The sequence below is a fragment of the Dongia sp. P2_B8 genome (genome assembly GCF_056404715.1).
This window is the reverse complement of record NZ_JBFUDM010000002.1, coordinates 521,115-545,964: the sequence shown is the minus strand read 5'-3', so window position 1 is coordinate 545,964 and position 24,850 is coordinate 521,115. Positions and strand designations below refer to the sequence as shown.

26 protein-coding genes are annotated in these 24,850 nt (G+C 64.3%); 13 read left to right on the top strand and 13 right to left on the bottom strand.

Annotated elements, in window-relative coordinates:
* Positions 1-80: 80 nt before the first annotated feature.
* Positions 81-536, top strand: a complete 456-nt coding sequence (locus AC1DWZ_RS07435) for a hypothetical protein (RefSeq protein ID WP_477168238.1) — start codon at positions 81-83, stop codon at positions 534-536.
* A gap of 23 nt (positions 537-559) precedes the next feature.
* Here the strand turns inward: AC1DWZ_RS07435 and AC1DWZ_RS07430 are convergent, their stop codons facing one another.
* Entirely contained in the window at positions 560-1,573 is a 1,014-nt protein-coding gene (locus AC1DWZ_RS07430; protein ID WP_477168237.1) for an ABC transporter substrate-binding protein, read from the bottom strand.
* Positions 1,574-1,675: 102 nt separating this feature from the next.
* On the opposite strand from AC1DWZ_RS07430, the gene AC1DWZ_RS07425 reads away from it, so the two are divergent.
* From AC1DWZ_RS07425 to AC1DWZ_RS07410, 4 genes are all read left to right on the top strand, one after another.
* Positions 1,676-2,701, top strand: a complete 1,026-nt coding sequence (locus AC1DWZ_RS07425) for a proline racemase family protein (protein WP_477168236.1) — start codon at positions 1,676-1,678, stop codon at positions 2,699-2,701.
* Positions 2,698-3,708, top strand: coding sequence for an NAD(P)H-dependent glycerol-3-phosphate dehydrogenase (locus AC1DWZ_RS07420; protein WP_477168235.1), 1,011 nt, complete (start codon positions 2,698-2,700; stop codon positions 3,706-3,708). Before AC1DWZ_RS07425 ends, AC1DWZ_RS07420 begins: the two co-directional genes overlap by 4 nt.
* A 45-nt stretch (positions 3,709-3,753) precedes the next feature.
* Positions 3,754-4,188 carry a universal stress protein gene (locus tag AC1DWZ_RS07415; protein WP_477168234.1) on the top strand — a complete coding sequence of 145 codons (435 nt, stop codon included), beginning with the start codon at positions 3,754-3,756 and terminating at the stop codon, positions 4,186-4,188.
* Positions 4,189-4,524: 336 nt separating this feature from the next.
* On the top strand, positions 4,525-5,145 hold the full coding sequence (locus AC1DWZ_RS07410; RefSeq protein WP_477168233.1) for a GNAT family N-acetyltransferase: 621 nt from the start codon (positions 4,525-4,527) through the stop codon (positions 5,143-5,145).
* Positions 5,146-5,157: 12 nt separating this feature from the next.
* Here the strand turns inward: AC1DWZ_RS07410 and AC1DWZ_RS07405 are convergent, their stop codons facing one another.
* From AC1DWZ_RS07405 to AC1DWZ_RS07395, 3 genes are read right to left on the bottom strand one after another with little or no spacing between them, the layout of a single operon-like run.
* Positions 5,158-6,285 (bottom strand): tetratricopeptide repeat-containing serine protease family protein, encoded by a 1,128-nt coding sequence (locus AC1DWZ_RS07405; RefSeq protein WP_477168232.1) that lies wholly within the window; start codon positions 6,283-6,285, stop codon positions 5,158-5,160.
* Between the two features lie 55 nt (positions 6,286-6,340).
* Positions 6,341-7,378, bottom strand: a complete 1,038-nt coding sequence (locus AC1DWZ_RS07400; RefSeq protein WP_477168231.1) for a DMT family transporter — start codon at positions 7,376-7,378, stop codon at positions 6,341-6,343.
* A complete protein-coding gene (locus AC1DWZ_RS07395) occupies positions 7,371-9,851 on the bottom strand; it encodes a cation:proton antiporter (protein ID WP_477168230.1) in 2,481 nt (826 codons plus the stop codon). Before AC1DWZ_RS07395 ends, AC1DWZ_RS07400 begins: the two co-directional genes overlap by 8 nt.
* A gap of 300 nt (positions 9,852-10,151) precedes the next feature.
* On the opposite strand from AC1DWZ_RS07395, the gene coaE reads away from it, so the two are divergent.
* From coaE to dnaQ, 3 genes are read left to right on the top strand one after another with little or no spacing between them, the layout of a single operon-like run.
* Positions 10,152-10,739 carry a dephospho-CoA kinase gene (gene coaE, locus AC1DWZ_RS07390; protein ID WP_477168229.1) on the top strand — a complete coding sequence of 196 codons (588 nt, stop codon included), beginning with the start codon at positions 10,152-10,154 and terminating at the stop codon, positions 10,737-10,739.
* A gap of 43 nt (positions 10,740-10,782) precedes the next feature.
* Positions 10,783-11,658, top strand: a complete 876-nt coding sequence (locus tag AC1DWZ_RS07385; RefSeq protein WP_477168228.1) for a glutamate racemase — start codon at positions 10,783-10,785, stop codon at positions 11,656-11,658.
* Complete coding sequence (dnaQ, locus tag AC1DWZ_RS07380) at positions 11,651-12,343, top strand: DNA polymerase III subunit epsilon (protein ID WP_477168227.1); 693 nt, start codon at positions 11,651-11,653, stop codon at positions 12,341-12,343. Before AC1DWZ_RS07385 ends, dnaQ begins: the two co-directional genes overlap by 8 nt.
* A 125-nt stretch (positions 12,344-12,468) precedes the next feature.
* Here the strand turns inward: dnaQ and AC1DWZ_RS07375 are convergent, their stop codons facing one another.
* The 7 genes from AC1DWZ_RS07375 to AC1DWZ_RS07345 all read right to left on the bottom strand — a co-directional run bounded on the left by AC1DWZ_RS07375 (position 12,469) and on the right by AC1DWZ_RS07345 (position 18,890).
* On the bottom strand, positions 12,469-12,861 hold the full coding sequence (locus tag AC1DWZ_RS07375; protein ID WP_477168226.1) for a VOC family protein: 393 nt from the start codon (positions 12,859-12,861) through the stop codon (positions 12,469-12,471).
* 84 nt (positions 12,862-12,945) lie between these two features.
* Positions 12,946-13,824 carry an AraC family transcriptional regulator gene (locus AC1DWZ_RS07370; protein WP_477168225.1) on the bottom strand — a complete coding sequence of 293 codons (879 nt, stop codon included), beginning with the start codon at positions 13,822-13,824 and terminating at the stop codon, positions 12,946-12,948.
* Positions 13,821-14,495, bottom strand: a complete 675-nt coding sequence (locus AC1DWZ_RS07365; RefSeq protein ID WP_477168224.1) for a LutC/YkgG family protein — start codon at positions 14,493-14,495, stop codon at positions 13,821-13,823. The genes AC1DWZ_RS07370 and AC1DWZ_RS07365 overlap by 4 nt, the downstream gene beginning before the upstream one ends.
* Positions 14,492-15,937 carry a lactate utilization protein B gene (locus AC1DWZ_RS07360; RefSeq protein WP_477168223.1) on the bottom strand — a complete coding sequence of 482 codons (1,446 nt, stop codon included), beginning with the start codon at positions 15,935-15,937 and terminating at the stop codon, positions 14,492-14,494. Before AC1DWZ_RS07360 ends, AC1DWZ_RS07365 begins: the two co-directional genes overlap by 4 nt.
* Positions 15,934-16,731, bottom strand: coding sequence for a (Fe-S)-binding protein (locus AC1DWZ_RS07355; protein ID WP_477168222.1), 798 nt, complete (start codon positions 16,729-16,731; stop codon positions 15,934-15,936). Before AC1DWZ_RS07355 ends, AC1DWZ_RS07360 begins: the two co-directional genes overlap by 4 nt.
* 6 nt (positions 16,732-16,737) lie before the next feature.
* Positions 16,738-17,883, bottom strand: coding sequence for a murein transglycosylase A (gene mltA, locus AC1DWZ_RS07350; protein ID WP_477168221.1), 1,146 nt, complete (start codon positions 17,881-17,883; stop codon positions 16,738-16,740).
* Positions 17,884-18,071: 188 nt separating this feature from the next.
* Positions 18,072-18,890, bottom strand: a complete 819-nt coding sequence (locus tag AC1DWZ_RS07345; protein WP_477168220.1) for a Tim44/TimA family putative adaptor protein — start codon at positions 18,888-18,890, stop codon at positions 18,072-18,074.
* A 351-nt stretch (positions 18,891-19,241) separates the two neighbouring features.
* Here AC1DWZ_RS07345 and AC1DWZ_RS07340 point away from each other — a divergent pair, with 351 nt between their 5' ends.
* The 3 genes from AC1DWZ_RS07340 (at position 19,242) to AC1DWZ_RS07330 (ending at position 20,959) form a co-directional block, all read left to right on the top strand.
* Positions 19,242-19,754, top strand: coding sequence for an FxsA family protein (locus AC1DWZ_RS07340; RefSeq protein ID WP_477168219.1), 513 nt, complete (start codon positions 19,242-19,244; stop codon positions 19,752-19,754).
* Positions 19,751-20,308, top strand: a complete 558-nt coding sequence (locus tag AC1DWZ_RS07335; protein WP_477168218.1) for a histidine phosphatase family protein — start codon at positions 19,751-19,753, stop codon at positions 20,306-20,308. The genes AC1DWZ_RS07340 and AC1DWZ_RS07335 overlap by 4 nt, the downstream gene beginning before the upstream one ends.
* Positions 20,309-20,449: 141 nt before the next feature.
* Positions 20,450-20,959: a GNAT family N-acetyltransferase gene (locus AC1DWZ_RS07330; RefSeq protein ID WP_477168217.1), complete on the top strand. Its 510-nt coding sequence runs from the start codon at positions 20,450-20,452 to the stop codon at positions 20,957-20,959.
* Positions 20,960-21,122: 163 nt separating this feature from the next.
* Here the strand turns inward: AC1DWZ_RS07330 and AC1DWZ_RS07325 are convergent, their stop codons facing one another.
* Entirely contained in the window at positions 21,123-21,815 is a 693-nt protein-coding gene (locus AC1DWZ_RS07325) for an SDR family NAD(P)-dependent oxidoreductase (protein ID WP_477168216.1), read from the bottom strand.
* A 187-nt stretch (positions 21,816-22,002) separates the two neighbouring features.
* Between AC1DWZ_RS07325 and secB the strand changes: the two genes are divergently transcribed.
* Positions 22,003-22,524, top strand: coding sequence for a protein-export chaperone SecB (secB, locus tag AC1DWZ_RS07320; protein WP_477168215.1), 522 nt, complete (start codon positions 22,003-22,005; stop codon positions 22,522-22,524).
* 21 nt (positions 22,525-22,545) lie between these two features.
* Positions 22,546-23,160, top strand: coding sequence for a Smr/MutS family protein (locus tag AC1DWZ_RS07315; RefSeq protein WP_477168214.1), 615 nt, complete (start codon positions 22,546-22,548; stop codon positions 23,158-23,160).
* A gap of 10 nt (positions 23,161-23,170) precedes the next feature.
* Here the strand turns inward: AC1DWZ_RS07315 and AC1DWZ_RS07310 are convergent, their stop codons facing one another.
* Positions 23,171-24,673: a leucyl aminopeptidase family protein gene (locus AC1DWZ_RS07310; protein WP_477168213.1), complete on the bottom strand. Its 1,503-nt coding sequence runs from the start codon at positions 24,671-24,673 to the stop codon at positions 23,171-23,173.
* Between the last annotated feature and the right edge of the window lie 177 nt (positions 24,674-24,850).

The window sequence follows — 24,850 nt, the reverse complement described above, 5'->3', positions numbered from 1 at the left end:
ATCTGTGAACTGGATCACTTGTGATCCAACAAGCGGTTCGCTACCTAAAAGCAAGGTTAGTGACCCCAAGGAGCACGAAGATGACCTCGCCGAAATCGACCCGATTGCTTGCCAAACTGCGCCGCTACAGCGCGACCGGCGCGGTTGCCGGCGTCGTGGCTGTCCTCGCCGCCTGCGCGCAGACGCGCCCGGCACCCGCCGCCGGCGATGATCCGCTGGTGCTCAGCCAATCGACCGGCCGGGCGTTGCAGCAATATCTGGCCAAGGTCGACACCTATGGCGGCGCCTTTGCCGTCAGCCCTGACGGGGCCAGTTCCTATTACATCTATTGCCCGGACATTTCCTGCAGCCCGCCGCTTTACAGCGGCATCGCAAAATCGCAGTGCCATTCGCTGTCAGGCCAGGAATGCTATGTGCTCTATGTCCGCAACCAGCCGCGTCTTGCCTACACGGTTGCCGCCGACAAGACCGTTGGCGGCCGTCACGGCTATCGCCGCGCCATGCCCCTCAACGAACTGCCGATCTTCGACAATTGACCAGGGCATTGGCCGGCAGCTGGTTACGGGTGCTTGCGGACGATTGCGCTGATGGCGCCTGACGGGGCCGCTTTGAGGATCGGATCGGGCGCCCCGGTCAGCAGCAACAGCACGGTGCGGTCGTAGGCAGCATCATCGAGGGCGCCGATCTCGTTATTGTCGGCCGAGATCGCTTCCGAGACGGCGGCCAGCGATTCGGCCACCAGCGCCGGATCCAGCTTGGCGCTCTCCGGCAGGTCCATGATCAGTTGCTGGGCTTGGGCAGGATCGTCATGGAGGCTCTGCCAGCCGCGCGCTGCTGCCGTGAGGAAGCGCGCAAAGGCATCGACCTTGACCGGGTCTTTCAAATCCGCACCCCGGGCATAGAGGCCATCTTCCAGCATCCCCAGGTCGAGATCCTGGTAGCGATAGGTAACGAGGCTCTGTCGTGCCTTACCGAGCGGTGCCAGGATCAGCGGCGCCCGGTAGGTGGTGGTGGTCAGGCAGTCGACCTCATTCTCCAGAAAGATTTCGGCATCCATCCCCTGGCGCACGATGGTGACGCCGCCGCCGGTCGCGAAATAGCTGAGGCCCAGGCGTGACAGCCAGGCATAGAACGAGCTTTCCCAGCCATCCAGCCACACGCCGACATTGTGCCCGGCAAGCTTCATCGGCTGGTCGATCGTGTTGTGGCACACCAGCGCCAGCGTCGCGTGCTGGAAGAACTGCGCCACGTGAACGATGTCGGCTCCCTTGTCGCGCGCGGCAAGCGCCACCGGCATGATCTCGACCGCGAGATCCGCGCGGGTAGCACCCAGCAGGTCGGCAGGCGAGCTGCCATAGCCGGCATGGGCAAAGGTCACATCGACACCCGCATCGGCAAAATAGCCACGCTGCTGCGCGATGAGAAAGCCCACAGTTCTGGTGGCCGGCCCGTCGGGCAAGGCGATGGTAAGCGCCGCATGTGTGTTCTGGGCCAAGTTCTCAGTGGCGCTCTGGGCCTGGGCCGAAGGGCCGGCAAACACCAGCAGCAGAAGGAGGGCGATGAGTCGCGTCATGGCGGCGGGAGCTTTTGCTGGGAGGGTGTTGGGCTTGATTATATCCGGCGGTCAGATTACAGGCGGTAGGCCAGCAGCGCAAATGAGAGGGCGTGCACCTGCATGACTGCCCGGAAACCGGACGCCGACACCAGGATCGAGACCGTCGACATGCATACCGGCGGCGAACCGGTGCGCATCGTGACCGCGGGCTATCCGCCGATTCCCGGCGCCACCATCCTGGAAAAGCGCCGTTTCGCCCGGGACCATCTCGATGCCTTCCGGCGCCTCCTCATGTTCGAGCCGCGCGGCCACTACGACATGTATGGCGTGCTGCCGGTCGAACCCGACCTGCCGGGCGCCGACATGGCAGTGCTGTTCATCCATAACGAGGGCTACAGCACCATGTGCGGCCATGCGACCATCGCCCTTGGCCGCTATGCCCTCGACCAGGGCCTGATCAAGGCCGGCAGCGACGGGCTGGCCAAGCTCAACCTGCAATGCCCTTGTGGGCTGGTGGAGGTGCATGTCGTGGCATCCGGGCCGGACAAAGGCCGCGTCAGTTTCCGCAGCGTGCCGGCTTTTGCCTTCGCACTCGATGCCGTGGTCGATGTGCCGAACAAGGGGAAAGTCACCCTCGACATCGGCTATGGCGGGGCTTTCTACGCCTTCCTGCCGGCCAGTACCTTCGGTCTCGACGTGCGCCGCTCACCCACCGCGGATCTGGTGTCGGCAGCCACCGCCGTCACCAAGGCAGTGCAGGCGCAGGTCACGCTTCATCACCCCGACGATCCCGATCTCGCCTTTCTCTACGGCACCATCCTCACCGATGGCGGCGAGGGCAAAGAGGGGCCTACCGCCAACATCTGCGTCTTTGCCGCGGCGGAAGTCGATCGCAGCCCAACGGGCAGCGGCGTCACGGCGCGGCTTGCCCTGATGGCCGCACGCGGACAAGTGGCCGATGGTGAAGGACGGCAATTCGAAAGCGTCACCGGCAGCATTTTCGAAGGCCGGGTGGCGGCCCACCTCCAGGCCGGCGACTTTCCAGCCATCCGCGCCGAGGTTGCGGGCCGGGCCTATTACACCGGCCGCGCCAGCTTCACGGTCGAGACCGACGATCCCCTTGCCGGAGGCTTCCTGCTGCGATGAGCAATACCCGCCCAGCCATCAACCGAATTGGCATCATCGGCGCCGGTGCCTGGGGCACTGCCTTGTCGTTGATTGCCAGCCGTGCCGGCTGCACCGCAGCGCTTTATGCGCGACGGCCGGAACTTGCACGCCAGCTTTCGGAAGCGCGGGAGAACAGCGACTATCTGCCCGGCATTCCCCTGCCTGCCACGATCATCCTGCCCACATCGCTCAAAGCCGCCATGGACGCCGATGCTGTCCTCTATGCCCAGCCGGCGCAGCATTTCCGCGCCTTCTGCCAGGCAGCACGCCCGCTGTGGCGCGATGGCACGGCCCTGGTGCTGTGCGCTAAGGGCATCGAACAGGCGAGCGGCCTGCTGCTCCATGAGATTGCCGCCACGGAGCTGGCCGGCGCCCGGGTCGCCACGCTGTCGGGGCCGAGCTTTGCCACCGACGTCGCGCGCGGCCTGCCGACGGCGGTCGCCATTGCCAGCGACGACACGGTGCTGGTCGAGGATCTGATGCAGGCGCTGAGCTACGGCGCCTTCCGGCCCTACGGTGCCAGCGATCTTGTGGGCGTCGAGGTGGCCGGCGCCGCCAAGAACGTGCTCGCCGTCGCCTGCGGCATGGTGATCGGTGCCGGACTCGGCGACAATGCCCGCGCGGCCCTCATCACCCGGGGGCTTGCCGAAGTCACCCGCCTGGTGCTGGCCAAGGGTGGCCGTGCCGAAACCATGATGGGCCTCGCCGGTCTCGGCGATCTGGTCCTCACCTGCTCGTCCGTGAAATCGCGCAATATGTCGCTTGGCGTGGAACTGGGGGGCGGCAAAGCGCTTGCCGACATCCTGGCTACGCGCAAAAGTATCGCCGAAGGGGTGCCGACGGCAGCCGCCGTGGTGACGCTCGCCCGGAAGCTCGGGGTCGAGATGCCGATCAGTGAAGCCGTCAACCGCATCCTGCACCAAGGCAGCAGCTTCGGCGCCGAAGTGGAGGGGCTGTTGTCGCGGCCGCTCAAGCTCGAAGCCTGATATTTCGCCAGATTATTTACCTGTCATTTTGAAGGAAGCCACCAGATGACCGTCACCATGGACAAGATCCTGTGCGCAACCGACGGGTCCGTGCCCGCCACCAAGACCGTGGCCTTCGCCATCGAGCTCGCCCAGCGCCTGTCGCTCCCGCTTTCCTTCATCACCGTGGTCGACGACAAGGGTGGCGAAGCTCCCACGATCTGGGATTCGGCGTCCCTCCTCGCCGGCAAGCTGCCCGTCGACAAGGCCCTGCTGACAGCGGTCGAAGGGGCACTCAAGGCCGGATTGCGGCGGATTGCTGCCGTCCGGGCACCTGGCGACGACATCGCCCGGACCATCGTCGATTACGCCGAAAAGAACTCCTACCACCATATCGTGACCGGTTCGGCCGGGCGCACGGGAGCCGCCCGCCTGCTGATCGGCTCGGTGGCTGCCGACATCGTCACCTACGCCCATTGTCCCGTCACGGTGGTGCGGTGACAGCCTAAGCCGCCCGGCCGTTACGCTCTGGCGACATGGCTGGAACACGCAAATGTCATTGCCCCGCCATAAATTATCTATGGATTCAGGGGGCTGTTTGCCTTATGTAACCCGTCACTTGCAACAGCCGGAAGGCTACTCCATGTCCACCCTGTGTCTCCGACGACGATCGTCGACCACCGTCCTGGGTTTTCCCCGGGTGGTGTCGAAATCGGCTGCGGCAGAGGCATAGGATGCGCGGGGTGTCCCAGACACCCCAGAGATCCGAAGCGGAAGCGGGCCGATGCCAAGGCCTGCACACAATTTTCCAACCGCTTTGCTTGAGAGGATCTCTACATGACCGACCACACCACCACTGCCGCGAATTTCACCATCAAACCTGAAACAGCCGCGTTGACCGGACAGGTCGAGCAGATGCTCGATACCGTGTTCGGGCCGGCGCGGTTCGATAAGGCTTCCTACCTGTTCCGAGACGGCGTGGCCCCGCTCCCGGAACTCTCCTACGTCGCCATGTTGGGCGATGAAGTGGTCGGCACCATCCGCTATTGGCCGATCCTGGTCGGCCCCACCAATCATCCGGCCCTGCTGCTTGGCCCCCTCGGCATCACGCCGCGCCTGGCCGGCAAGGGTATCGGCCGCACCCTCACCTTCCGCACGCTCGAACGCGCTGCCGAACTCGGCCACGATCTCGTGCTGCTGGTCGGCGATGTCGATTACTACAAGCGCTTCGGCTTCGTGCCGGCGACGCCCCACGGCTTCGTCATGCCCGGCGAAAAGCGTCCTGAGCGCCTGCAGGTGGCGCCCTTGGCGCGCGACGTGCTGGGCCGGATCGGCGGCGACATCCGCCATATCCACGCGCCCAAAGCGGCACAATCTTTGGCGCTCGGCACCGGCCTGCCGGTGGGTGATCGAAGTGGCTCCCTGAACGAGCCCATCCGCCAAGCCGGCGCGCGCTGACCGCCACGCCAGCTATTTCTTGAAGCACTCCACCAGGACCGAGATGGCGGCGGCATAGGCACGCCTGTCCGCCGCCGTCTTGACCGGGCCTTCCGCCACTTCCGTGACCTTGACCTTGTTGGCGGCCAGGAACTTCTGCACGATGCCAAGGCGGATGGCGATGCCGTCATGCAGCCCCTTGGGGGCATTCTTCTTGACGATGCCGGTCACGGGAATATGGGCGACGACCACGCCCAGCACGCGCCCGCTTTCATCCATCAAGGGGCCGCCGCTGTTGCCCGGCGCCACAGCGTTGGTCAGGCGCCAGTTCTGATCGGCCCGCTCACCCATGGTGCGGCCGGCGAGCTTGCCGTTGGTCATCTTGAAATTGGGGAGGGTGTCGTTCGGACCCGGGAAGCCCGCGGTATAAACCTCCTGATCGGGGCCGATCTCGTCGGCCGTGGCAAAGACCGCGACATCGCCCACCGGCACGCTGGCCTTCAGCAGGGCAAGGTCGGCGTTGACGTCGGCGACCTCAACCCGCGCCGGCAGGCCCGGCGCCACCGCGACCTTGTCGCAGCCCGTGATGACATGATTGTTGGTCAGCACCAGTTGCGGGCCGATAACGATGCCGGAACCCAGGCCGAAGAGGTCATCGAGCGTGCCGAAGCTGGGATCGATGTCGATGGCATGGATGGCGGCGCCCATCAGCGCCTCCGGGTCCTTGGCTTTCAGCCGCAGATAGGCCTGTTGTGCCGCCTTGTCATGGTGCTGCGCCGCCTGCCCGTACCAGCTCAACGCGGTTTCATCGTCCTGCTTGGCCTCGGCGAGGCGGCCGAGTGCAAACTGCGCCTGGGGCTGGCCCTTCTTCGCAGCCTTGCGATACCAATCTTCAGCCTGCGATGGATTCTTGGGCCGGCCGATCCCCTGCTCCATCACCAGCCCGGCGAGATAGAGCGCCTGCGGCTCACCATTGGCGGCCGCGGCGAGACATGCTTCCGCCACCTTGCTGGCGTCGGCGCCCGTGTGCAGCTTGCCGTCGATGCCGATGCTCGATGCGCATTGCCCGCCGGCATCGGCCACCGCCGGCGCACCCTGGACCAGGGCCCCAAAGAGTCCCAAGCCGACAACGCCCAATAACCCCATGGCAGATCGCTGCAAGAACATCCTCCCCCAGCCGAGATCGCCCAATTCTAGGATCGTTTGGGGGACCTGACTAGGGATCGATCTTTGCCAATCTTTCCCGGGCGCGGATGCGTTCCCGGTGGGCGGTGTAGATGCCGGTGGCCATGATGACAGCGCCGCCGATCCAGGTGGTGATGGCCGGCAGCATGTCGAACCAGGCATAGCCGATGGCCGTCGCCCACAGCAGCTGAAGATAGATGAAGGGGGCGATCACCGAGGCCGATGCATAGGAAAAGGCGCGGATCACCAATGTATGTGCAAGCCCCCCGGACAATCCCAGAGCCGCCAGCAGCAGCCATTGGGTGAGCGTCGGCGCCTGCCACAGGAACGGCATGAAGCAGCTCAACACCAGGCACCCCACCAATGCTGCATAGAACAGGGACGTGGCGTTGCCGTCATAGCGCGCGGCGACACGGGTGAGCACGTTATAGGTGGCACCCGTCGAGGCGGAGAGGACAGGAAGCAGGATCGCGATATGCACCATGCCAAAGCCGGGCCGGATGACGATGAGCACACCGATAAAGCCGACCGCAACCGCCCCCCATCGCCGGATGCCCACGCGTTCTTTCAGCAGGAAGTGCGAGAGAATCGTGATGACCAGCGGCTCGACGAAAGCGACCGCCGTCGCGGACGCAAGATCGATATAGCTCACCGCCAGGAAGAACAGCAACGTGGTGGCCAGCATCAGGAGCGAGCGCAGGAACTGCAGTCCGGGTTTCCTGGCATGCAGCATGTCGCGCCATGGCTGCAGCCAATGCGCCGGCGGCAAGACCGCGCCGGCCGGTTTCTCGATACGCGGTGCGACACCGGCATAGAGAATGGCAAAGACCAGATGGAATACATAGCGGCCCCACGCCACTTCCATCACCGGCATGCCGTTGATGCTGAGATATTTGACGATGGCATTGAAGAAGGAAAAAACGAATCCCGCCGTCACCAGGCAGAGAATGCCAAAGAGCGGGCGGTCGCCGGCAATCTGCCGGTCGCGCGCGCTCATTGCCCTGGCGCTTATCGCCCCGGCACTTATCGCTGGTACCGGATTGAGGTCCGCGGCATCCGGATCAGCCAAGGTTGAGGCGCTCCTTGGCAACCTGTTCGATGCGCGCCTTCAGGCCCGCATCCTGGCCGAGCAGTGCATGGAAGTCGCGTGCCTTCAGCTCGAGAAGCTTGCAGAAGCCCAGCGCCACCACGTCGGCATTGCGTGGATGACCGGTGAGCAACGCAAGCTCCCCAAAGAAATCGCCGCTGCCCAGCTCCACGCTGGGCTCGACCACGACACGGACGGCGCCGGAAGCCACGAAATACATGGCATCGCCCCGGTCGCCGCGGCGCACGATGATGGATTCCGGCAGCACCAATTGCGGTGCCAGCAATTGGGCGATGGATTGCTGCCGCTTGATGTCGAGATCGCGGAAGATCGGCACGCGCTGCACCAGATCGATGGCGGAAAGCTCTGGATCGAGCTTGCAGCGCTCGTCGAGCCCGGTCCAATGCCGCTCCAGCTCCAGCCGCAGTTCACGTTCCACCTCGCCACTCACCACCAGATTGGCGGCCAGCGCATAATAGGCGGCACTTTCGCGCTGGCGTGCGATGCGCCCCAGATATTGACGCTGCAGGGCCGCGGCATAGGCGGGGTATTGCAGCTTCAGCGCCAGCAGCGATTCATCCACCGCCTCGATCCGTTTGGCGGTGAGCTTGATGATCTCCTCGGTCGGCTCTTCGCCGATGAGGGGCTGCAGGCGGTCCCGGCTGAATGGTACCAGGCCAGAGAGGACACGGCGCTGCACCATCAGGAACTCGAAACGATCGGCCAGCGCATCGGACAGGAGCCGTTCATAACGTGTCGTGCGCTGCAGCCACAAGGCGAAGCGGAAGCCGAGGCTGAAATTGAGGCTGCTTTCCGCTGCGGTGATATAGCCGCGGCGGCCGGTAAGGCGCACCGCATCGCGAATCTGCTGTGACACCCGCAGCAGGACCTCGGCGATCCGGCGATCGACGATGCGGGCATTCAGCATGATGAAGCAGCGCTCGGTCTCATAGGCTGCAACGACGGTGAGGCCGACCTTCACCATCTCATCGGCCATCAGCTCGACACCGCGGTGCGAGCGCGCGCGGGCGACGGCAAGCCGTGCTTCCAGGTTGGAGAGGGCCGCATCCGCCACCTCGCGGTCGATGCCCTCCTGCAAGGCGATATCCGCAAGATCCACCGCGACGTCGGAGAGCGTCATCAGCTTGGCCCGGTCGCGGACACCGCGCGCAACAGGATTGAGGCGATTGAGCCGGAAGAAATTCACCAGGGGCCGTAGCGTGATGCCGTTGATGAGGAGGGTCATCAGCACGAAACCGGTGACCGAGGTCGCAATGAAATCGCGCATCGCCGCCGGCAGCGCGGTGTTCTCGATCACCGCCAAGGCCAGTGCCAGGGACACGGCGCCGCGCAAACCACCCCAGACGATCACGGTCTTGATGCGGTTGTTGATCCGCTGCATGAGGCCGGCACGGGTGAGCAGCGGGAGGAGCGCATAGACGGTGACGCTGCGCGCCGCCAGGGTCGCGAGATAGACCAGCACGATGAAGCCGATCTCGCGCAAGCTGGTGCCTTCCATGATGCGCGGCACGAACATGGCGGCGAGCAGGAAGATCAGCGAATTGGCCCAGAAGCCGAGCTGGCCCCAGACACCCTCCATCTGCTCGAACGTGTGCGGCCGCATGCGCGTCTTGCCGGTCGATCCCAGCACCAGCCCCGCCATCACGCAGGAGACGACGCCCGAGACATGGAAATAATGTTCCGGCACCGTGAAGCTGAGATAGGCCAAGGCGATGGTGAGGGTGATCTCCGCCTTCGGCCAGCCGCCCAGGAGCGGAAAGAGCGCGATGGCGAGGCGCGCCATGACAAACCCGGCGAGCGCACCACCCAGGAAGCTGACGAGGAAGTGCAGCACGGTATCGCCGATACTGCCGTCCCCACCGCTCACGGTCATGGCGAGGAGAAGCGTAAAGAGCGAAATGGCAGCGGCGTCGTTGAGCAGGCTTTCGCCCTCGACCAGGGTGGTAAGGCGCTTCGGCACGCCCACCTCGCGGAAAATGCCGACGACCGCGGCAGGGTCCGTGGTGGCGACGATCGATCCCAGCAGCAGGCAGGCGATGTGGCCGAAGGGCGAGGCCGCCGCCAAGGTAAAACCGACGGTCAGCGCACAGATCACCACCGCCACCACCGCCATGGTCAGGACCGGCGCCAGATCGTCGATCAGGCGCCGCACGTCGATGGCCAGCGCCACCTCGAACAGCAGGGTGGGGAGAAAAATGAGGATGAAGGCTTCCGACGAAATCTCGACGCTGGCCAAGGCGGAGAAAACATCATGGAGCATCGACGAAGGGATCGCCTGGTCGGGCCGCAGCGACACCACCAGCCCCAGGGCGAAGCCAACCACTGCGAGGAGCACCGAGTAAGGCAGCCGCAGCTTGGCCGCCAGCGGTGGCAGCAGGCTCATGAGCGCCAGCAGGCTGACGAGGCCGAAGACGACAAGGCCGATGGTGGTCATGAAAGCCTGATCATGTAGTCGGGAACTGCCTTCAGGGCGGGAAACGCGGGTGTCCGGGTCTTATAACCCATGATCCCGGCCCGGGTCCAAAGCCGAACAACATCCTGGGTGACGGCGCGCACAGTCCTTCTGCGCTCGTTGTTCCCTTTTTTCATTCGTCATCCCCGGGCTTGACCCGAGGATCGGTTGGCAGGCGACGGATGCCGCATCCAGTCATACCAGATCCCCGGGTCAAGCCCGGGGATGGCGACTAAACCTGTGCCGCTTGACAAGAATCACCCCCGGCCCCAATCGATGGGCATGCGCATTCTGGGTCTCACCGGTTCCATCGGCATGGGGAAATCGACCGCGGCGGCGATGCTGCGCGCCTTGGGCCTGCCCGTCCATGACGCCGACGCTGCCGTGCACCGCTTGCTGGGCAAGGGCGGCAAGGCCGTGGCGGCGGTGGGCAGCGCCTTTCCGGGCGTGGTCCGGGACGGTGCCGTCGATCGCAAGGCGTTGGGCACCAAGGTGTTCGGGAAGCCGGATGCCCTCCAGAAACTGGAAGCCATCCTGCATCCTTTGGTGCGCCAAGAAGAACGCACCTTCCTGCAGCGCTGCCGGCAGGCACGCTGCAAGGTGGCGGTCCTCGACATCCCGCTCCTCTACGAGACCGGCGGGGATACGCGCTGCGACGGGGTGGTTGTGGTGACAGCGCCACAATTTCTGCAAACTCAGCGTGTATTAAGGCGGGCCAACATGGATGCGGCGCGCTTCCAGCAGATCCTTCGCGCCCAGATGCCGGATATCGAAAAGCGGCGCCGGGCGGATTGGGTGGTGGAGACGGGCCTCGGACGGCGGCCGACCCTGGCGGCCCTGGCGCGGGTGGTGCGGCGGCTGAAGAAATGATTGGTAGAATCGATCAAAATAAGAAAGATAATCGACAGAATCGATGATAGGCGTGTTTGATTCCGGCCATGGCGGCCTCACCATCCTGGAAGCTCTGCAGCAGCGCCTGCCGCGCCAGGGCTTCATCTATCTGGGCGACCACGGCAATGCCCCTTACGGCCAACGCACCCCGGACGAGATCTTCGCCCTGACCCGCCAGGGGGTCGCGACTCTTTTCGGCCTCGGCTGCACCCTGGTGATCCTGGCCTGCAACACAGCCGCTGCCGTGGCGCTCCGGCGCCTGCAGCAGGAATGGCTGCCGCAGCACTTTCCCCACCATCGCTGCCTCGGCGTCCTCGTCCCCATGATCGAGGAGATCGCCCACAATCCCTGGCACGCCGTGGCGCATGAGAGCGATTGGGCGCGCCAGCCGGAAACGCTCGCCGTCTTTGCCACCCGCGCCACGGTGGCGAGCGGTGCCTATGTCCATGAAGTCGCGAAGCGCGCCCCTCGCCTCCGGGTCTTTCAACAGGCCTGCGCCGACCTTGCCGGTCTCATCGAAGCTGGCGCCGAGGATGCTGTCCTCTCACCGCTGGTGACACGCTATGTCGGCGAATTGCTGGCGCAGCTGGATGGCCTCACCCTCGACAGCGTGGTGCTGGGCTGCACGCATTATCCGCTGGTCGAGCATCTCTTTCGCGCAGCCCTGCCGGCAAACACGCGCATCGTCTCGCAGCCCCAGCGCACGGCAGATTCCCTCACCGCCTATCTTTTCCGGCATCCCGAGATGAAACGATTCGGCGCCCTGCCGGCCGAGATTCGTGCCTATACCACCGGCGATGCGGTCCAGGTGACGAGGCTTGCCAGCCGCTTCTTCTCCCGGCATCTTCGCTTCGAGCCGCTGCCCCACTTTGCCGATCGGATGCCCCACCATGCGTGAAATCGTGCTCGATACCGAAACCACCGGCTTCGATCCCGTGACCGGCGACCGGCTGGCTGAAATCGGCTGCATCGAGCTTGAGAACCACATCCCGACCGGGCGTAATTTCCACCGCTATATCAACCCGGAACGCGAGATGCCGGATGCCGCCTTCCGCATCCATGGGCTATCGACCGCCTTCCTCGCCGACAAGCCGAAATTCGGGGCCGTGGCAGATGAGTTCCTTGCCTTCGTGGGCGAGGATCCGCTGGTCATCCACAATGCCGAATTCGACATGAAGTTCATCAACTACGAACTCGAGAAAGCCGGCAAGCGCGCGATCCCGTTCCAGCGCGCGATCGACACGGTCAAGATGGCGCGCACCAAATTCCCGGGCTCACCCGCCTCGCTCGATGCGCTGTGCAAACGCTTCAACATCGACAATTCCAACCGCACGCTCCACGGGGCGCTGTTGGACGCGCAACTGTTGGCCGACGTCTATCTGGAATTGCTGGGCGGCCGGCAGACCGGCCTGACGCTTGCCACCGACGATGCCGGCACAGGTGACATGAATTTCGCCAAGCGCGCCGGCCCCCGGTCCGACCGCCCGGTGCGCGAACCGCGCCTCTTCGCCCCCACCGCGGAAGAACTCGACGCTCACAAAGCCTTCGTCGCCAAACTCAAAGATCCGGTCTGGCTGCAATAAGCACCCCTCACCCCAGCCCTCTCCCCACTTCGTGGGGCGAGGGAGTTTCGACCGAACTGCGCCTTAAGCCCCTCGCGCCGCTTGCGGGGAGAGGGGTTGGGGTGAGGGGCCTTTTCAGACAACCCTCACGCCGTCCACGGATCATAGGTCCCGAACGACCACAGATGCCCGCCTTGATCGCGTGCGGAATATTCGCGGGCGCCATAGGGTGTATCGGCCAAGGGCCGCACGATTTCGGCGCCCGCTGCCTTGGCGCGGGCATAGTGGGCGTCGATGTCGGGGACGCACATATAGATCCCCATGCGCTCCGTCGACCAGGGATTGGATGGATCATGCTTGCCGGTGGAGCCGAACATGATCATGGCATGGCCCATTTTCATCTCGGCATGCTTGATGTCGCCATCAGGCCCCTTATGCACGGCATGTTCCGAGAAACCGAAGGCCTTCTGTAGCCAGGAAAGGGCCGCCGGCGCATCGTCATATTTAAGGGCCGGGAAAAGGGTCGCTGGGTCACTCATGGCATCCTCCTGATGAATGGATGACACACTTTAAGACGCCGGCCGAAACCCGGTCTTGGACGAATTTTCCGACTAGATACCTGGCTAAATATCAGCCAGTTCCGGCGATTCCGGCGCGAGGGCGGCGAGATAGGCGCCGGGCGCCATACCGGCGAAGTCGCGGAAATCGCGGTTGAAATGGGCCTGGTCGTAATAGCCGCAGGCATCGGCAAGCTCAGCGAGGCTCGGCCGTTTGGGGCGTTGCAGATGCGCCAGCATGCGGTTGAAGCGATAGATGCGCCCGATCGTCTTGGGCGGCAAACCGATCTGATCGTGGAACCGCGCGATGAGGCGCTTGCGGCTGACGGACAGATCGTCGGCCAGGCGGCCGATGGCGATCCTGCCATGGCTGCGTTGCAATTGATGAAGCGCCCAGGCGATGTCATCCCCGAAATTGCCCCCGGCCGGGACGGCATCGCTGATACGTGCCAGCAGGAAGGCATCGAGGTGATCGAAGCGCTGGCGCCAATCACCGGCATGACGCAATCGGTCGATGAGGTCGGCACCCCCAGCACCCAGCAGGTCCATGAGATCCAGCGTGCGGTTGGCGATTTCATGCATGGGCAGACCCAGCAGGCGGAACGCGCCCAAGGGCGTCAGATTGACCTGCAGGCAGGCCGAATCGCCGCCCGACAGCGTGTCGGCCGATTGATCATGAAGACCCGCGATGAAGGAATCATAGGGCAGCAGCGCGCCATTTTCGGTGCGCGGCGACCCCACTTCCCAATGCGGGCCGAAATTGAGGATGACCGGCACCATGATGACCGGCATCTGCCGGCGGAAGACCGGCAGGGGTGCCGTCTCATGCCAACCCTGATACTCGCCAACGATGGCACCCCGCAGCCGCGGATCGGGTGCCGCAAAGACCGCCTCCCACGACCCGGCGGGCGTTGTTCCCGAGAGCCTGTGGAGGCCGGCCGTCACAAATCCTCGTCGACGACGATGACGTGGAGCTTCTTGGGCCCATGGGCGCCCATCAAGAGGATCTTGCCGATATCGGCGCTGCGCGACGGGCCGGTCACGAAATTGACCGTGCGCGGCAGGGCGCCGTCGGGAGCGCGGACAACGCGCGCCAGCGCATCCTCATACGTGCCAACGATCTGGTTTCTGCCGATGACGACGACATGCTGGTCGGGCAGGAAGTGGAGCGTGGTCGGCGTCCCCTCCGAAGATTGCAGCACCATGGTGCCGGTTTCAGCGACCGCTGCCACCGCCGGCGTCACACTGGTCGGGTCCTTGCCATACGAGCGGCCGCTGGATGTCTCGACCATCGGCGCCTTGTCCCAGGGCAGGCCGCTCACCCGCGCATCGGGCGAGAGGCGCACACGCGCCTCGAAATTATTGTTGGCAAGATAACGCGCGACCGCTGCCGGCACATCGTCGCGGCCGGCCACCTCATCCAGGGTCGCCTTGGCATTGATAAGCTGCGTCTTGAACAGCGCCACCACATCGACGCCGGGTGCCGTCGCCCGCGCCGGGATGAGCGGCACGGGTTTGCTCGGTGCCGGTTCGCCATGGCGGCGTTCCGCCTGGCGGCTGATGCCGGCGCGGATCGAGGCCAGCATGCGGTCGCGGCCGGTTCCTGATGTGCTCATGACCGGCCTCCCTTCCCTACTTGGCTTTTTTGGGCCTTCCATTGTTCATGGAAGGTGCGGCCTTGGCTGGCCGGCAGGTCGCGATGCTTGGTCCAGCCCGATGCCAAGGGTGCTGAGCTCAAGCGGCCGCGCTGACCGGCGAGGTTGAACAAGGCCCGGGCGCCAACGCGCGTCACCAGGCGATAGAGCATCGGGCGCTTGGCCATGAAGGCCCAGAACCACAGGCCGGAGCGTTCGGTTTGCGGCGTGATGGCGCGGGAGAATTCCCGTTCGCGCCAGTTGCGCAGGAGCTTCGGGATCGGGATCCGCACCGGGCAGACCGATTCACAGCGTCCGCACAGGGTCGAGGCATTGGGCAGGGGCTTGGCGTTCTCGACCCCCACCAGCATGGGTGTCAGCAGCGAGCCGATGGGACCGGAATAGACCCAGCCGTAAGCATGGCCACCCACCGAATGATAGACCGGGCAATGATCGAGGCAGGCACCGCAGCGGATGCAGCGCAGCATCTCCTCCAAATCCGATCCCAGATAGGCCGACCGGCCATTGTCGATGAGAACGACATGGAATTCCTCCGGCCCGTCGAGGTCGGTCGGACGGCGTGGGCCGCTGGAGAAGGTTGTATAGACAGATTGCTCCTGACCGGTCGCGGAACGGGCGAGAATGCGAAGCAAAGTCATGGCATCCTTGAGGCTCGGCACCACCTTTTCGATCGAGGCCAGCACGATATGGATGCGCGGCAGGGTCTGGGTGAGATCGCCATTCCCCTCATTGGTGACGATGGTGGTCGCCCCCTCGTCGGCGATGAGGAAGTTGGCACCCGTGATGCCGACATCGGCCTTCAGAAACCCGGCGCGCAGCTTCTCGCGCGCTTCCGCCATCAAGGCGGCGGGGTCGTCGAGATTGCGTGCGGGATCGAGATCCTGATGCGCCTCGCGGAATGTCTCCTCGACCTGCGCCTTGGTGACATGGAGCGCTGGGCCGATGATGTGGCTCGGCGTCTCGCCGCGCAGCTGGATGATGTATTCGCCAAGATCGGTTTCGACCGGCTCGATGCCGTTGGCAAACAGGAAATCGTTGATGCCGATTTCCTCGCCGATCATCGTCTTGCCCTTGGTGACGGTCTTGGCGTTCACCGTGCGGCAGATTTCCAGCACCTTGGCGCGGGCGGAATCACCGTCCGGGCACCAATGCACCTTGCCGCCGCGGTCGATCACCGACTGTTCGAACTGCAGCAGGTAATGGTCCAAATTGGCGATGATGTGATTCTTGAGATCGCGGCCGATATCCCGCAGCGTCTCGAATTCCGGCATCTTGGCCACGGTGTTGAGGCGCGTCTGGATCGAATGATGCCGGGCGATGCCGAGCGCTTCCTGCAGCGGCTTGTCCTGCAGCGCGCCGCTGGCGTTCGCCTTGAAGGCATTGCTGGTGGGGACGAGGGTCATGAATTGCGCTCCTCGCCGATCGCCGGCTCATGGGTCATGCCAGCCAGCACCTCCGCCACATGACGCACCTCGATTCGCGAGCCATCGCGCTTCATCTTGCCGGCAAGATTCATGAGGCAGCCCAGATCGCCGGCGAGCAGCAGATCGGCGCCGGTCGCATCGATGGTCGCAACCTTCCGCGCTGCCATGGAATTGGAGACGTCGGGGAATTTGATGCAGAAGGTGCCGCCGAAACCACAGCAGGCATCGGTCTCCTCCATCTCGGTGAGCGAGAGGCCCGCAACCTTCTTCAAGAGATCGCGGGGTGCTGCCTTCACATTCATCTCGCGCAAGGATGAGCATGAATCATGATAGGTGCATTTCCCCGAGAGCTGTGCCCCGAAATCGGTCTTGCCGCATTTCTCGGCGAGGAATTGGGTGAGTTCGTAGGTGCGCGCAGCCAGCGCCCTGGCACGTGGCCCCCAGATGGCATCCTCGGCCAGCAATTGCGGATAATGATGCTTGATCATGCCGCCGCACGACCCGCTGGGCGCCACGACGAAGTCGAATCCCTCAAACGCCGCGATGGTCTGCTTGGCGATATCCACCGCCGTGGCCCGGTCGCCGGAATTATAGGCAGGCTGCCCGCAGCAGGTCTGGGATTCAGGGACGGTGATGCGACAGCCAGCTTCTTCCAGCAGCTTCACGGCGGCAAAGCCGACGCTGGGACGGAAGAGGTCCACGAGGCAGGTCACGAAAAGGGCAACATTGGCGCCCGCTTTAAATGGCTGGGCCGTTTCTGGCTGGCTGTTCACGCGCACTCACTTCAAGCTGCTGACGATATCCACGATTTCGAGAGTTTTGCGCGCTGCGGCGGTCACTGGCAAGAGCAGGAACCAGTTTCCGGGATTCTTCATGGCGCCGGCAAAGGTCAGCGCATCTTCGCCGCTGCCCCAGAAGAAGTCGCCGCGCACCGGCCCCTTGATCGCGGTGCCGACATCCTGGGCCAGCATCAGGCGGCGCAGGGGCGCGCCTTTCTTGGTCGTGCCATGGGCGATCGGCCAGGTCGTGTCCAGCCAGAGCGGCAGGCCCAGGGGCACGAACGCTGGATCGACGGCAAGACTGCGGCCGGCGGTAAGCGTCACGCCGAGGGCGCCCACCGGGCCGTTTTCCTTCACGTCGCGGAAGAAGATGAAGCGCGGGTTGCGATTCATCATCGCCTGTGCTTCGCCCGGATGGGCGCGCAGCCAGGTCCGGATGGTCTGCATCGAGGCGCTTTGCCGGTCGATGATGCCTTCGTCGATCATGATCTTGCCGATGGCGACAAAGGCCTGGCCGTTATTGCCGGCATAGCCCACCCGCATCTCGGAACCATCGGTCACCTTGACGATGCCGGAGCCCTGGATCTGCAGAAAGAAGGCATCGACCGGGTCCTTCAGCCACAGGAATTCGAGGCCCTGGCCGCGCAGACCACCTGCCTCGATCTCGGCCCGGGTCAGCTTGGTGGGAGTCTTCGGCGCACGGTAGAGCGGATACATGTGGAGCGAATCCGGCTGCCGCGACGCTTCGATCTCAGCCTCGTAATAGCCGGTGAAAAGGCCGGCCTTGCCGCGCGCATCCTGGGCCGAGAAGGGCACGAACCAACGCTCAAAAAAGGCGCGGGTGATGGCGGGATCGGTCGTCCCCTTCAAGGTGCTGGCAGCGGCACACGGCGCCTGCCAATCACCAGCGACACCGCCTAAGGCCTTGGGCCCGATAGGGGCGTCTTCGGGCTGCTTGCCGATCGCCTTGCAGGAATTGAGAAGGGCCGGCAGGACGCCTTCCAGCGTGTCGTCACCCCAACCGGGCAGCATGGAATAGGAACTGGGACTGACCTTGAGGCCTGGGGGTGCTTCGGGTGGCGTGCAGGCGGCAAGCAGCAGCGCAAGACCCGCCGTCAGCAACGAACGTCTACCTCGACTCGTCATCCCAGGCCCACCCTTGTTTCAAGAGGGCCCGGGGATCCACGAGTGCCATGGAAAATGTGGATGCCCGGGTCAAGCCCGGGCATGACGAATTCAACTGTGGCCGGTCGCCTAGAGTTCGATTGCACGCTGGTGCCAACTTTCCCCTGCATCCCGTCGGCTTCCCCCGAAGCAAAGTCCTGCGTGCTGGTTTATTGCGGCGAGTCCGTTGCCACCAATTGCCAGTTCGGATCGCGCGAGGACGTGTCGCGGGCAAAGGTCCAGATGTCGATCAAGGTATCGACATGAGCGGGATCGCCCTCGATCACGGCACCACCGGCATCTTCGGTGACGCTGGTCTGCTCGCTGACGAATTTCACCGTGACGCGAGCTTCCTTGCCCCGCAACTCGGCTTCAACGATCTGCGCCTGGGTGATGCCGATCATGACGGTTTTGAGACGATGGCCCAGCCGCTGCCGCTCGGCGATGGCCGCGGCGAAATTGTCGTAGATGTTGCGGGCGAGCAAAGGCTGCAGCGCCTTCGTCTCGCTGGCGGCAAAGGCCTGGACGATCATGTCGAAGGCGATCTTGGCGCCACCGATGAATTCCGGCGCGTCGAAAGTGGGATCGGCCTTGGTGATGGCGGCAATACCATCGCGCACCGCATCGGGGGCCTTGGCGATGTCCGCCTCGATCATGCGCCGGTCACGCGGCGTCATGCCACCGCGGGGGCCAGTGTCACGTGAGCCGGTGTCGCGTGAGCCCGTATCGCGCGACGCGCCGTCCTTGTTGAGGTCCAGCTGGATCTCGGGGTCGTTGCGCACCACGGTCGGCCGCGGGCGGCCGATCTGAATGGGCGCATCCGGGTCGTCGCGGCCAGCCTGCCGCCGTGTCGCCACATCCTTGGGATCGGGGCGCGCAAACGGGTCGATGCGGCGCTCATTCCCGGTGCGGCGGCCGAGGACGGAATAGAGCTTCCAGCCCAGGACGACAGCGACGATGGCGAAAAAGACGATATCGAGATGTTGCAAAACCCAAGAATCCTTGTCGATGTTGGGTGATATCCTGTGTCCAGGCTTGCACTTGGGCAGCGATATCACCAACTCTGGTGCCGCCATAACAACAGGGCCCCGATTTGGTTCGCCCCTTTCTAATGGAGGGCTCGCTGGACCAGGGACCGGCCATAGGCTAAAGCGTTGATACGGCATTCTACATAGGAAGTCGGCCCAGTTACAGCAAGTCGCTCATTTGAGGCCGGGCCACAGGCGTAAGCCATAGGCATAAGAGGTCGGCCGCAGGCATAAAGTGACAGATTCCGTCGACATTCTTGTGGCAAGACGCTGGTTTCACACCGCTTTTGCCCTTTCTGGCAGGATCCGGGCATGATTCGCCTGCTGGTCGCCATCATCCTCGCCTTGCCGCTGCTTGAGATCGCCGGGTTTGTGGTCATCGGCGCAAGGCTCGGGCTGGGGCTGACACTCCTCTGGGTGCTGGTGGCAGCCCTTCTCGGCCTCGCCCTCATCCGCCATGGCGGGCTGAATGCGCTGACCAAGCTGCAGGCCGCCCTCAACCAGCAGCGCGAACCGGGCCACAGCCTGATCGACGGTGCTGCCATGGTCGTAGCCGGCCTGTTGTTGATCGTCCCCGGCTTCGTCAGCGATCTCCTAGCCTTCATCCTGGTGCTGCCGGTGACACGCAATTTCCTGCTGCGCCATGCTGCCAAGCATTTCGAAACACAGGTCTACCGGGCGGGCGGGCAGCGTAGTAGCAATCATACGGTGATCGAAGGCGAGTTCGAGATCGTCGAACCCGACGCCACAGACGCACGCTCGCGCCCAAGCCACCCCACCACCCAACCCTTGCGACAGATCGACAGACCGGACGATTCATCATGATCCTCATCCGCCACGGCCAATCCGAATTCAACGCACATCAGGAACGCACCGGGCGCGATCCCGGCATTCCGGACCCCAAGCTTACGGCACTTGGCCGCCGCCAGGTGGCTGAGTCCGCTGAAGGCCTGAAGCGCCACAGCCAGCCGCTGCGCCGCATCCTGAGCAGCCCCTACACGCGCGCACTGGAAACTGCCGAGATCGTTGCCAGTGTGCTCGACCTGCCGATCGAGATCGAACATGCCGTGCATGAGCATGCGCATTATCAGTGCGACATCGGCACCGAGCGCCGCCTGCTGGCTCAACGTTGGCCGCACCTGTCCTTCGATCACATCGACGAGGTGTGGTGGCCCAATCTCGACGAGACGCGTGACCAGCTGGAAGCCCGCTGCCAGCATTTCCACCGCCGTGCCGCCACCTTTGACGATTGGCAGCATGTCGTGGTGGTGAGCCATTGGGGCTTCATCCTGCAGCTCACCGGCCATTCCGCGGTGAACGCGGAACTGGTGCCGTTCGATCCGACGCAGGAACGCAAGGTGCGGATGGCGATGAGCTAATCTGATCGTCCCACCCCCCCTCACCCCAACCCTCTCCCCGCAAGCGCGGGGCGAGGGAGTTTTGACCGAGCTTCTTGCTAAAGCCCCTCGCCCCTCTGGGGAGAGGGGTTGGGGTGAGGGGACCTTCCAGAAATAGACCTCATGCCCACACTCCCCACTCTCACCACCGAACGCCTCACCTTGCGGCCGCTCATGATGAGCGATGCGCTGGCGTTGCATGCATGGCTCTCGGACCCGGAGGTGATGCGCTATTGGTCCACCTTGCCGCACACCGATATCAGGGAGACCGAGGCCTGGGTGCAGGGCAGCCTCGATGCCATGGCCAAGGGCGAGGCGCAGGATTTTGCCGTGCTGCTTGAGGACCGCATCATCGGCCGCGTCGCCTTCTGGCATGGCGACGAGATCGGTTTTCTGTTCGATCCCAAGATGCAGGGCAAGGGTTTCGCCAGCGAAGCGCTCCGCAGGATCGCCGCCTATGGTTTCGAGACACTGGGCTTCAAGAAAATCCGCGCCGATGTCGATCCCGACAATTTGGCAAGCCTGCGCGTGCTGGAGCGCGTCGGCTTTGTGCGCACCGGCTTTGCGGAGAAGACCTTCGAGATCGGCGGCAAGTGGGTCGACAGCGTGTATCTGAGTTTGCGGCGGGTGTAGCTGACCGTTGGCCTCCAAGCCCTCTCCCTTCAGGGGGGAGGCCCCCATCGGCGAATGCCGACCTACGTCGGCGGGGTGGGGGCATGGGTGATGATTTTGAGAGAGTCAGACTGAGCGCGGCCCTCCCCCTGAAAGGAGAGGGAGAACACAGCGCCGGCAAGACTCAGAACGTCTCCGCCCAGGGCCGCAGATCCACTTCGTGGCTCCAGGCATTGCGCGGCTGCTTGTGGGTGTTGAGATAGGTCTCGGCGATCGCTTGCGGCGAGAGCCATTTGTCTTCGTCGGTGGGATCGCGGCCCGACCGGGTGCCGGCGATGCCCCCATCGATAATGAAATGGGCGACATGGATGCCCTTCGGGCCGAGCTCACGCGCCATGCTTTGCGCCAGGCCGCGGAGCGCGAACTTGCCCATGGCAAAGGGCGCCGACTGGGCATAGCCCTTGATGCTGGCCGAGGCGCCGGTGAAGAAGATCGAGCCTTTGCCGGCCGGCACCATCACCCTTGCCGCCCCCTGCCCGACCAGGAAGCCCGCCAGTGCATTGTTACGCAGGGCAGCTTCGGCATCGATCGGGTCGACCTCGGCAATCGGCCCGCGCGGGGCGCGGTAGCCGACATTGAACACCACCAGCTCCGGCACGCCGAAATCGCGTTCGGTCACCGAGAAGAGACGCGCCACCGCCGCCGGTTCGCTGGCATCGCAGGCCATGGCGCGGGCGCCGAGTTCCGCCACCATCGGTGCCAGCTTGGCGATGTCGCGGGCCACCAGGACCAGCTTGAGCCCGTCTGCCGCCGCCGCCCGTGCCAGGGCCGCGGAAAGGCCGCTGCCGGCCCCGACAATGATCGCATAACCGCTCATCCGACTGATTTTCCTCTCATTTGATCGCTACCCTGATCGTTCCGGCAGATTGCCCAGCGTAGCCCGGCCCGGTCAAGCCATGGCCCTGGTTGCGGGCCAGGCCGATGGCGTTCCAGGTTGCGCAAGGGCGCCAAGGATGGTAGCGGAACCCCAACTCGACCAAAGACACACCCAAGGAGCGTTTTCCATGACCGACCAAAACCCGGCGCCCGTTGACACCAATACCCCGGAGCAGGCTGACGCCGGCCCGGCGCTGGTTGTTATGCATCAGTTCCTGAAGGACTTTTCCTTCGAGAACCCGCTCGGCCACGAGACACCCAGCGTGCTCAAGGAAGCGCCCACCGGCATGATCCGGGTCGATGTGCGGGTAAAGCCGCTGACCCCGCCGGATATCGAGGTCGTCCTGTTCATGTCCGTGGATGCCAAGATCGGCGACAAATCGGTCTATCTGGTGGAAAGCGAATATGCGGGCCTGTTCCGCCTCGGCCGCGTGCCGCAGGAACATGTGCTGCCGCTGGTGATGATCGAAGCGCCGCGCCTGCTGTTCCCCTTCGCCCGCCAAGTCATCGCCAATGCGGTGGCGGCCGGCGGCTTCCCGCCGCTGCTCATCAACCCGGTCGATTTCGTCGCCATGTACCGCGAGAAGCGCGAAGAGATGATGAAGCAGGCCGAGGCGCAAAAAGCGGCCGGCGGCGCCACCGTCAACTGATCCCGTCGTTCCAAGAAGATCGTGGCCGGCAAGCGGAGCCTCACTGAGCAGGAGCTTGCCCTCTGGCAGGCTGTTGCCAGCACCGTGGCGCCGCTCAAGCGCAAGAAAAGCAAGAAGAGCGGCGGCAAGCCCAAAGCGGCTGCCGCCGTGCCGGCCAAGGCACCGGAGAAGAGCCCGGCCAAGGCCACACCACCTGTGAAGGCGGTGAAGGCGCTACCGCCGCCCAGGTCTGTGCCACCCAGGCCCGTGCCGCCCAAGCCGGCACCGCCACCGCCCTTGCTGACACCGTCGCCGACGCCTGGCGCCATGCCGGGCATCGACAAGCGCCAGGGCGAACGCTTCCGCCGCGGCCAATTGCCGATCGAAGGCAAGATCGACCTCCACGGCCGCACGCAGAACGAGGCGCATGACGCCTTGCTGCATTTCATCGAACGCGCCCACAAGGCAGGCAAGCGCAACCTGCTGGTCATCACCGGCAAGGGCATGACGCAGTCGAAATCCGGCATTCTCAAAGCCATCGTGCCGCGCTGGCTCAACGAACCAATCTTCCGCCGCCTTGTCCTTGCCATCTCGCAGGCAAGACAGGAGCATGGCGGCGAAGGCGCGCTCTATGTCTTGCTGAAGCGGGTGAAGTAGGTTCCCCCTCTCACCGACGCGACCTTGACCGCGACAAGGGCCGCTTGGCAGCGGAACGGCTGGCAGGCGTCGCGCGTGGCGCCGGGCGCTTCGTGAGCACCGGCGACTTGCCGCTGTGCTTCACCCAATCGACGATGAAGGCGAAGAGACCGCGAATGCCTAAGGGTTCGCCGCCATCTGGCCGCCCGGCACCCTTGCCCGATGTCCAGCCATAGGTGTCGACATGCAGCCATTTGGTCGTGGGTGAAACGAATTCGGCGAGATACAGCGCTGCGGTGATGGCGCCACCGAAACTGCCGGGTTCGCAGTTGGCGATGTCGGCGACCTTGCTGTCCAGCATCGATCGATAAGGCTTCCACAACGGCAGGCGCCAGAACGGATCGCCTTCGTTGCGGCCGTGGCGCAACAGGCTGTCGGCAAGATCATCGTCATTGGCAAAGAGCACCGGGAGATCGGGACCGAGCGCCACGCGCGCCGCACCGGTCAGCGTCGCCATGTCGATGAGGAGATCCGGCTTCTGCGTATCGGCTTCCGCCAGTGCATCGCAGAGGATGAGTCGGCCTTCGGCATCGGTGTCGTTGATTTCGACCGTGATGCCCTTCCGGGTCTTCACCACGTCCAAGGGCCGGATGGCGTTGCCGGAGACGGAATTCTCGACCGCTGGAATCATCAGGCGCAAGCGCAAGGGGAGATCGGCGTCCATGATCATCTGCGAAAGCGCCAGCACGGTGGCGGCACCGCCCATATCCTTCTTCATCATCATCATGCCGCCGCGTGGCTTCAGATCGAGGCCACCGGTATCAAAGCACACGCCCTTGCCGACCAGGGTGAGGAGCGGGCCTTTCTCGCCACCCGTCCCTTTCCAGGTGAGGTCGATGAGGCGCGGTGCGCGGACGCCAGTGGTGGCAGCCCCCCGGCCGACCGCATGGATGGTGGGATAATTCTGCTTCAGGAGCGCATCGCCGACGATGCTGGTGACCTTGGCCTTGTGCGCGGCCCCAACTTTCTCCACCGCCTTGGCCAGATGCTCCGGGCCCATATCTTCAGCTGGCGTGTTGATGAGGTCGCGGCCCAGCGCAATGGCGCTGGCGGCGCGCTCGACACCGGCCTTGTCGGCATTCTTCGGCCAGACCAGGGTGGCAAATTCCTTGGTATCGGCGCGGTAGCGGGCAAAGCGATAGCAGCCCATGGCCCAGGCGAAAGCGTGCGCGGTCGCCTGGTCGGGGGAGAGATCCTCTTCTTCCAGCCGATAGATACCGGCCGGCAAGGCTGCCGGCAGGCTGGCCAGCGACCAGCGATCAACACCATCCTCGCAGCCGGCGAGGATCAGCGACGCGCGGCCGGCCGCATCTGGCAGCAGGGCAAAGCTGCCTGGCTTGGCCTTGAAGCCCGCCGATTTGATCCAGGCCTGCACAAACGGGGCTTGCGCCTTTGCCCAGGCCGCCAGCGACTTTTCGCTCAAGGGCAGGATCGGGGTGGTTTTCGCGGCGCGCGTGACAAGATGTTCCAACAAGGCAGCAATCCTCGCTATGGCTATAAGGCGGGTCGGGGCTGGCACAAGACCAGAGTCGGTGAACCCGGGGTCGGCCGGATTGTAGCCTGTGGCGATCAGAATGGTAGTGGTTCACAAGCGCCTTAAATGGCTTATGATTCCGGATACATAGTCCCGGGCATAACCGGTGGGGGAGAG

Bases quoted from the DNA above. Each gene is read 5' to 3' on its own strand.
- AC1DWZ_RS07410 (WP_477168233.1), top strand. From the start codon at position 4,525: ATGACCGACCACACCACCACTGCCGCGAATTTCACCATCAAACCTGAA.
- mltA (WP_477168221.1), bottom strand. From the start codon at position 17,883: ATGACGAGTCGAGGTAGACGTTCGTTGCTGACGGCGGGTCTTGCGCTG.
- AC1DWZ_RS07435 (WP_477168238.1), top strand. From the start codon at position 81: ATGACCTCGCCGAAATCGACCCGATTGCTTGCCAAACTGCGCCGCTAC.
- AC1DWZ_RS07420 (WP_477168235.1), top strand. From the start codon at position 2,698: ATGAGCAATACCCGCCCAGCCATCAACCGAATTGGCATCATCGGCGCC.
- dnaQ (WP_477168227.1), top strand. From the start codon at position 11,651: ATGCGTGAAATCGTGCTCGATACCGAAACCACCGGCTTCGATCCCGTG.
- AC1DWZ_RS07330 (WP_477168217.1), top strand. From the start codon at position 20,450: ATGCCCACACTCCCCACTCTCACCACCGAACGCCTCACCTTGCGGCCG.
- AC1DWZ_RS07365 (WP_477168224.1), bottom strand. From the start codon at position 14,495: ATGAGCACATCAGGAACCGGCCGCGACCGCATGCTGGCCTCGATCCGC.
- AC1DWZ_RS07325 (WP_477168216.1), bottom strand. From the start codon at position 21,815: ATGAGCGGTTATGCGATCATTGTCGGGGCCGGCAGCGGCCTTTCCGCG.
- AC1DWZ_RS07415 (WP_477168234.1), top strand. From the start codon at position 3,754: ATGACCGTCACCATGGACAAGATCCTGTGCGCAACCGACGGGTCCGTG.
- AC1DWZ_RS07385 (WP_477168228.1), top strand. From the start codon at position 10,783: ATGATAGGCGTGTTTGATTCCGGCCATGGCGGCCTCACCATCCTGGAA.
- AC1DWZ_RS07425 (WP_477168236.1), top strand. From the start codon at position 1,676: ATGACTGCCCGGAAACCGGACGCCGACACCAGGATCGAGACCGTCGAC.
- AC1DWZ_RS07335 (WP_477168218.1), top strand. From the start codon at position 19,751: ATGATCCTCATCCGCCACGGCCAATCCGAATTCAACGCACATCAGGAA.
- AC1DWZ_RS07395 (WP_477168230.1), bottom strand. From the start codon at position 9,851: ATGACCACCATCGGCCTTGTCGTCTTCGGCCTCGTCAGCCTGCTGGCG.
- secB (WP_477168215.1), top strand. From the start codon at position 22,003: ATGACCGACCAAAACCCGGCGCCCGTTGACACCAATACCCCGGAGCAG.
- AC1DWZ_RS07430 (WP_477168237.1), bottom strand. From the start codon at position 1,573: ATGACGCGACTCATCGCCCTCCTTCTGCTGCTGGTGTTTGCCGGCCCT.
- AC1DWZ_RS07360 (WP_477168223.1), bottom strand. From the start codon at position 15,937: ATGACCCTCGTCCCCACCAGCAATGCCTTCAAGGCGAACGCCAGCGGC.
- AC1DWZ_RS07375 (WP_477168226.1), bottom strand. From the start codon at position 12,861: ATGAGTGACCCAGCGACCCTTTTCCCGGCCCTTAAATATGACGATGCG.
- coaE (WP_477168229.1), top strand. From the start codon at position 10,152: ATGCGCATTCTGGGTCTCACCGGTTCCATCGGCATGGGGAAATCGACC.
- AC1DWZ_RS07340 (WP_477168219.1), top strand. From the start codon at position 19,242: ATGATTCGCCTGCTGGTCGCCATCATCCTCGCCTTGCCGCTGCTTGAG.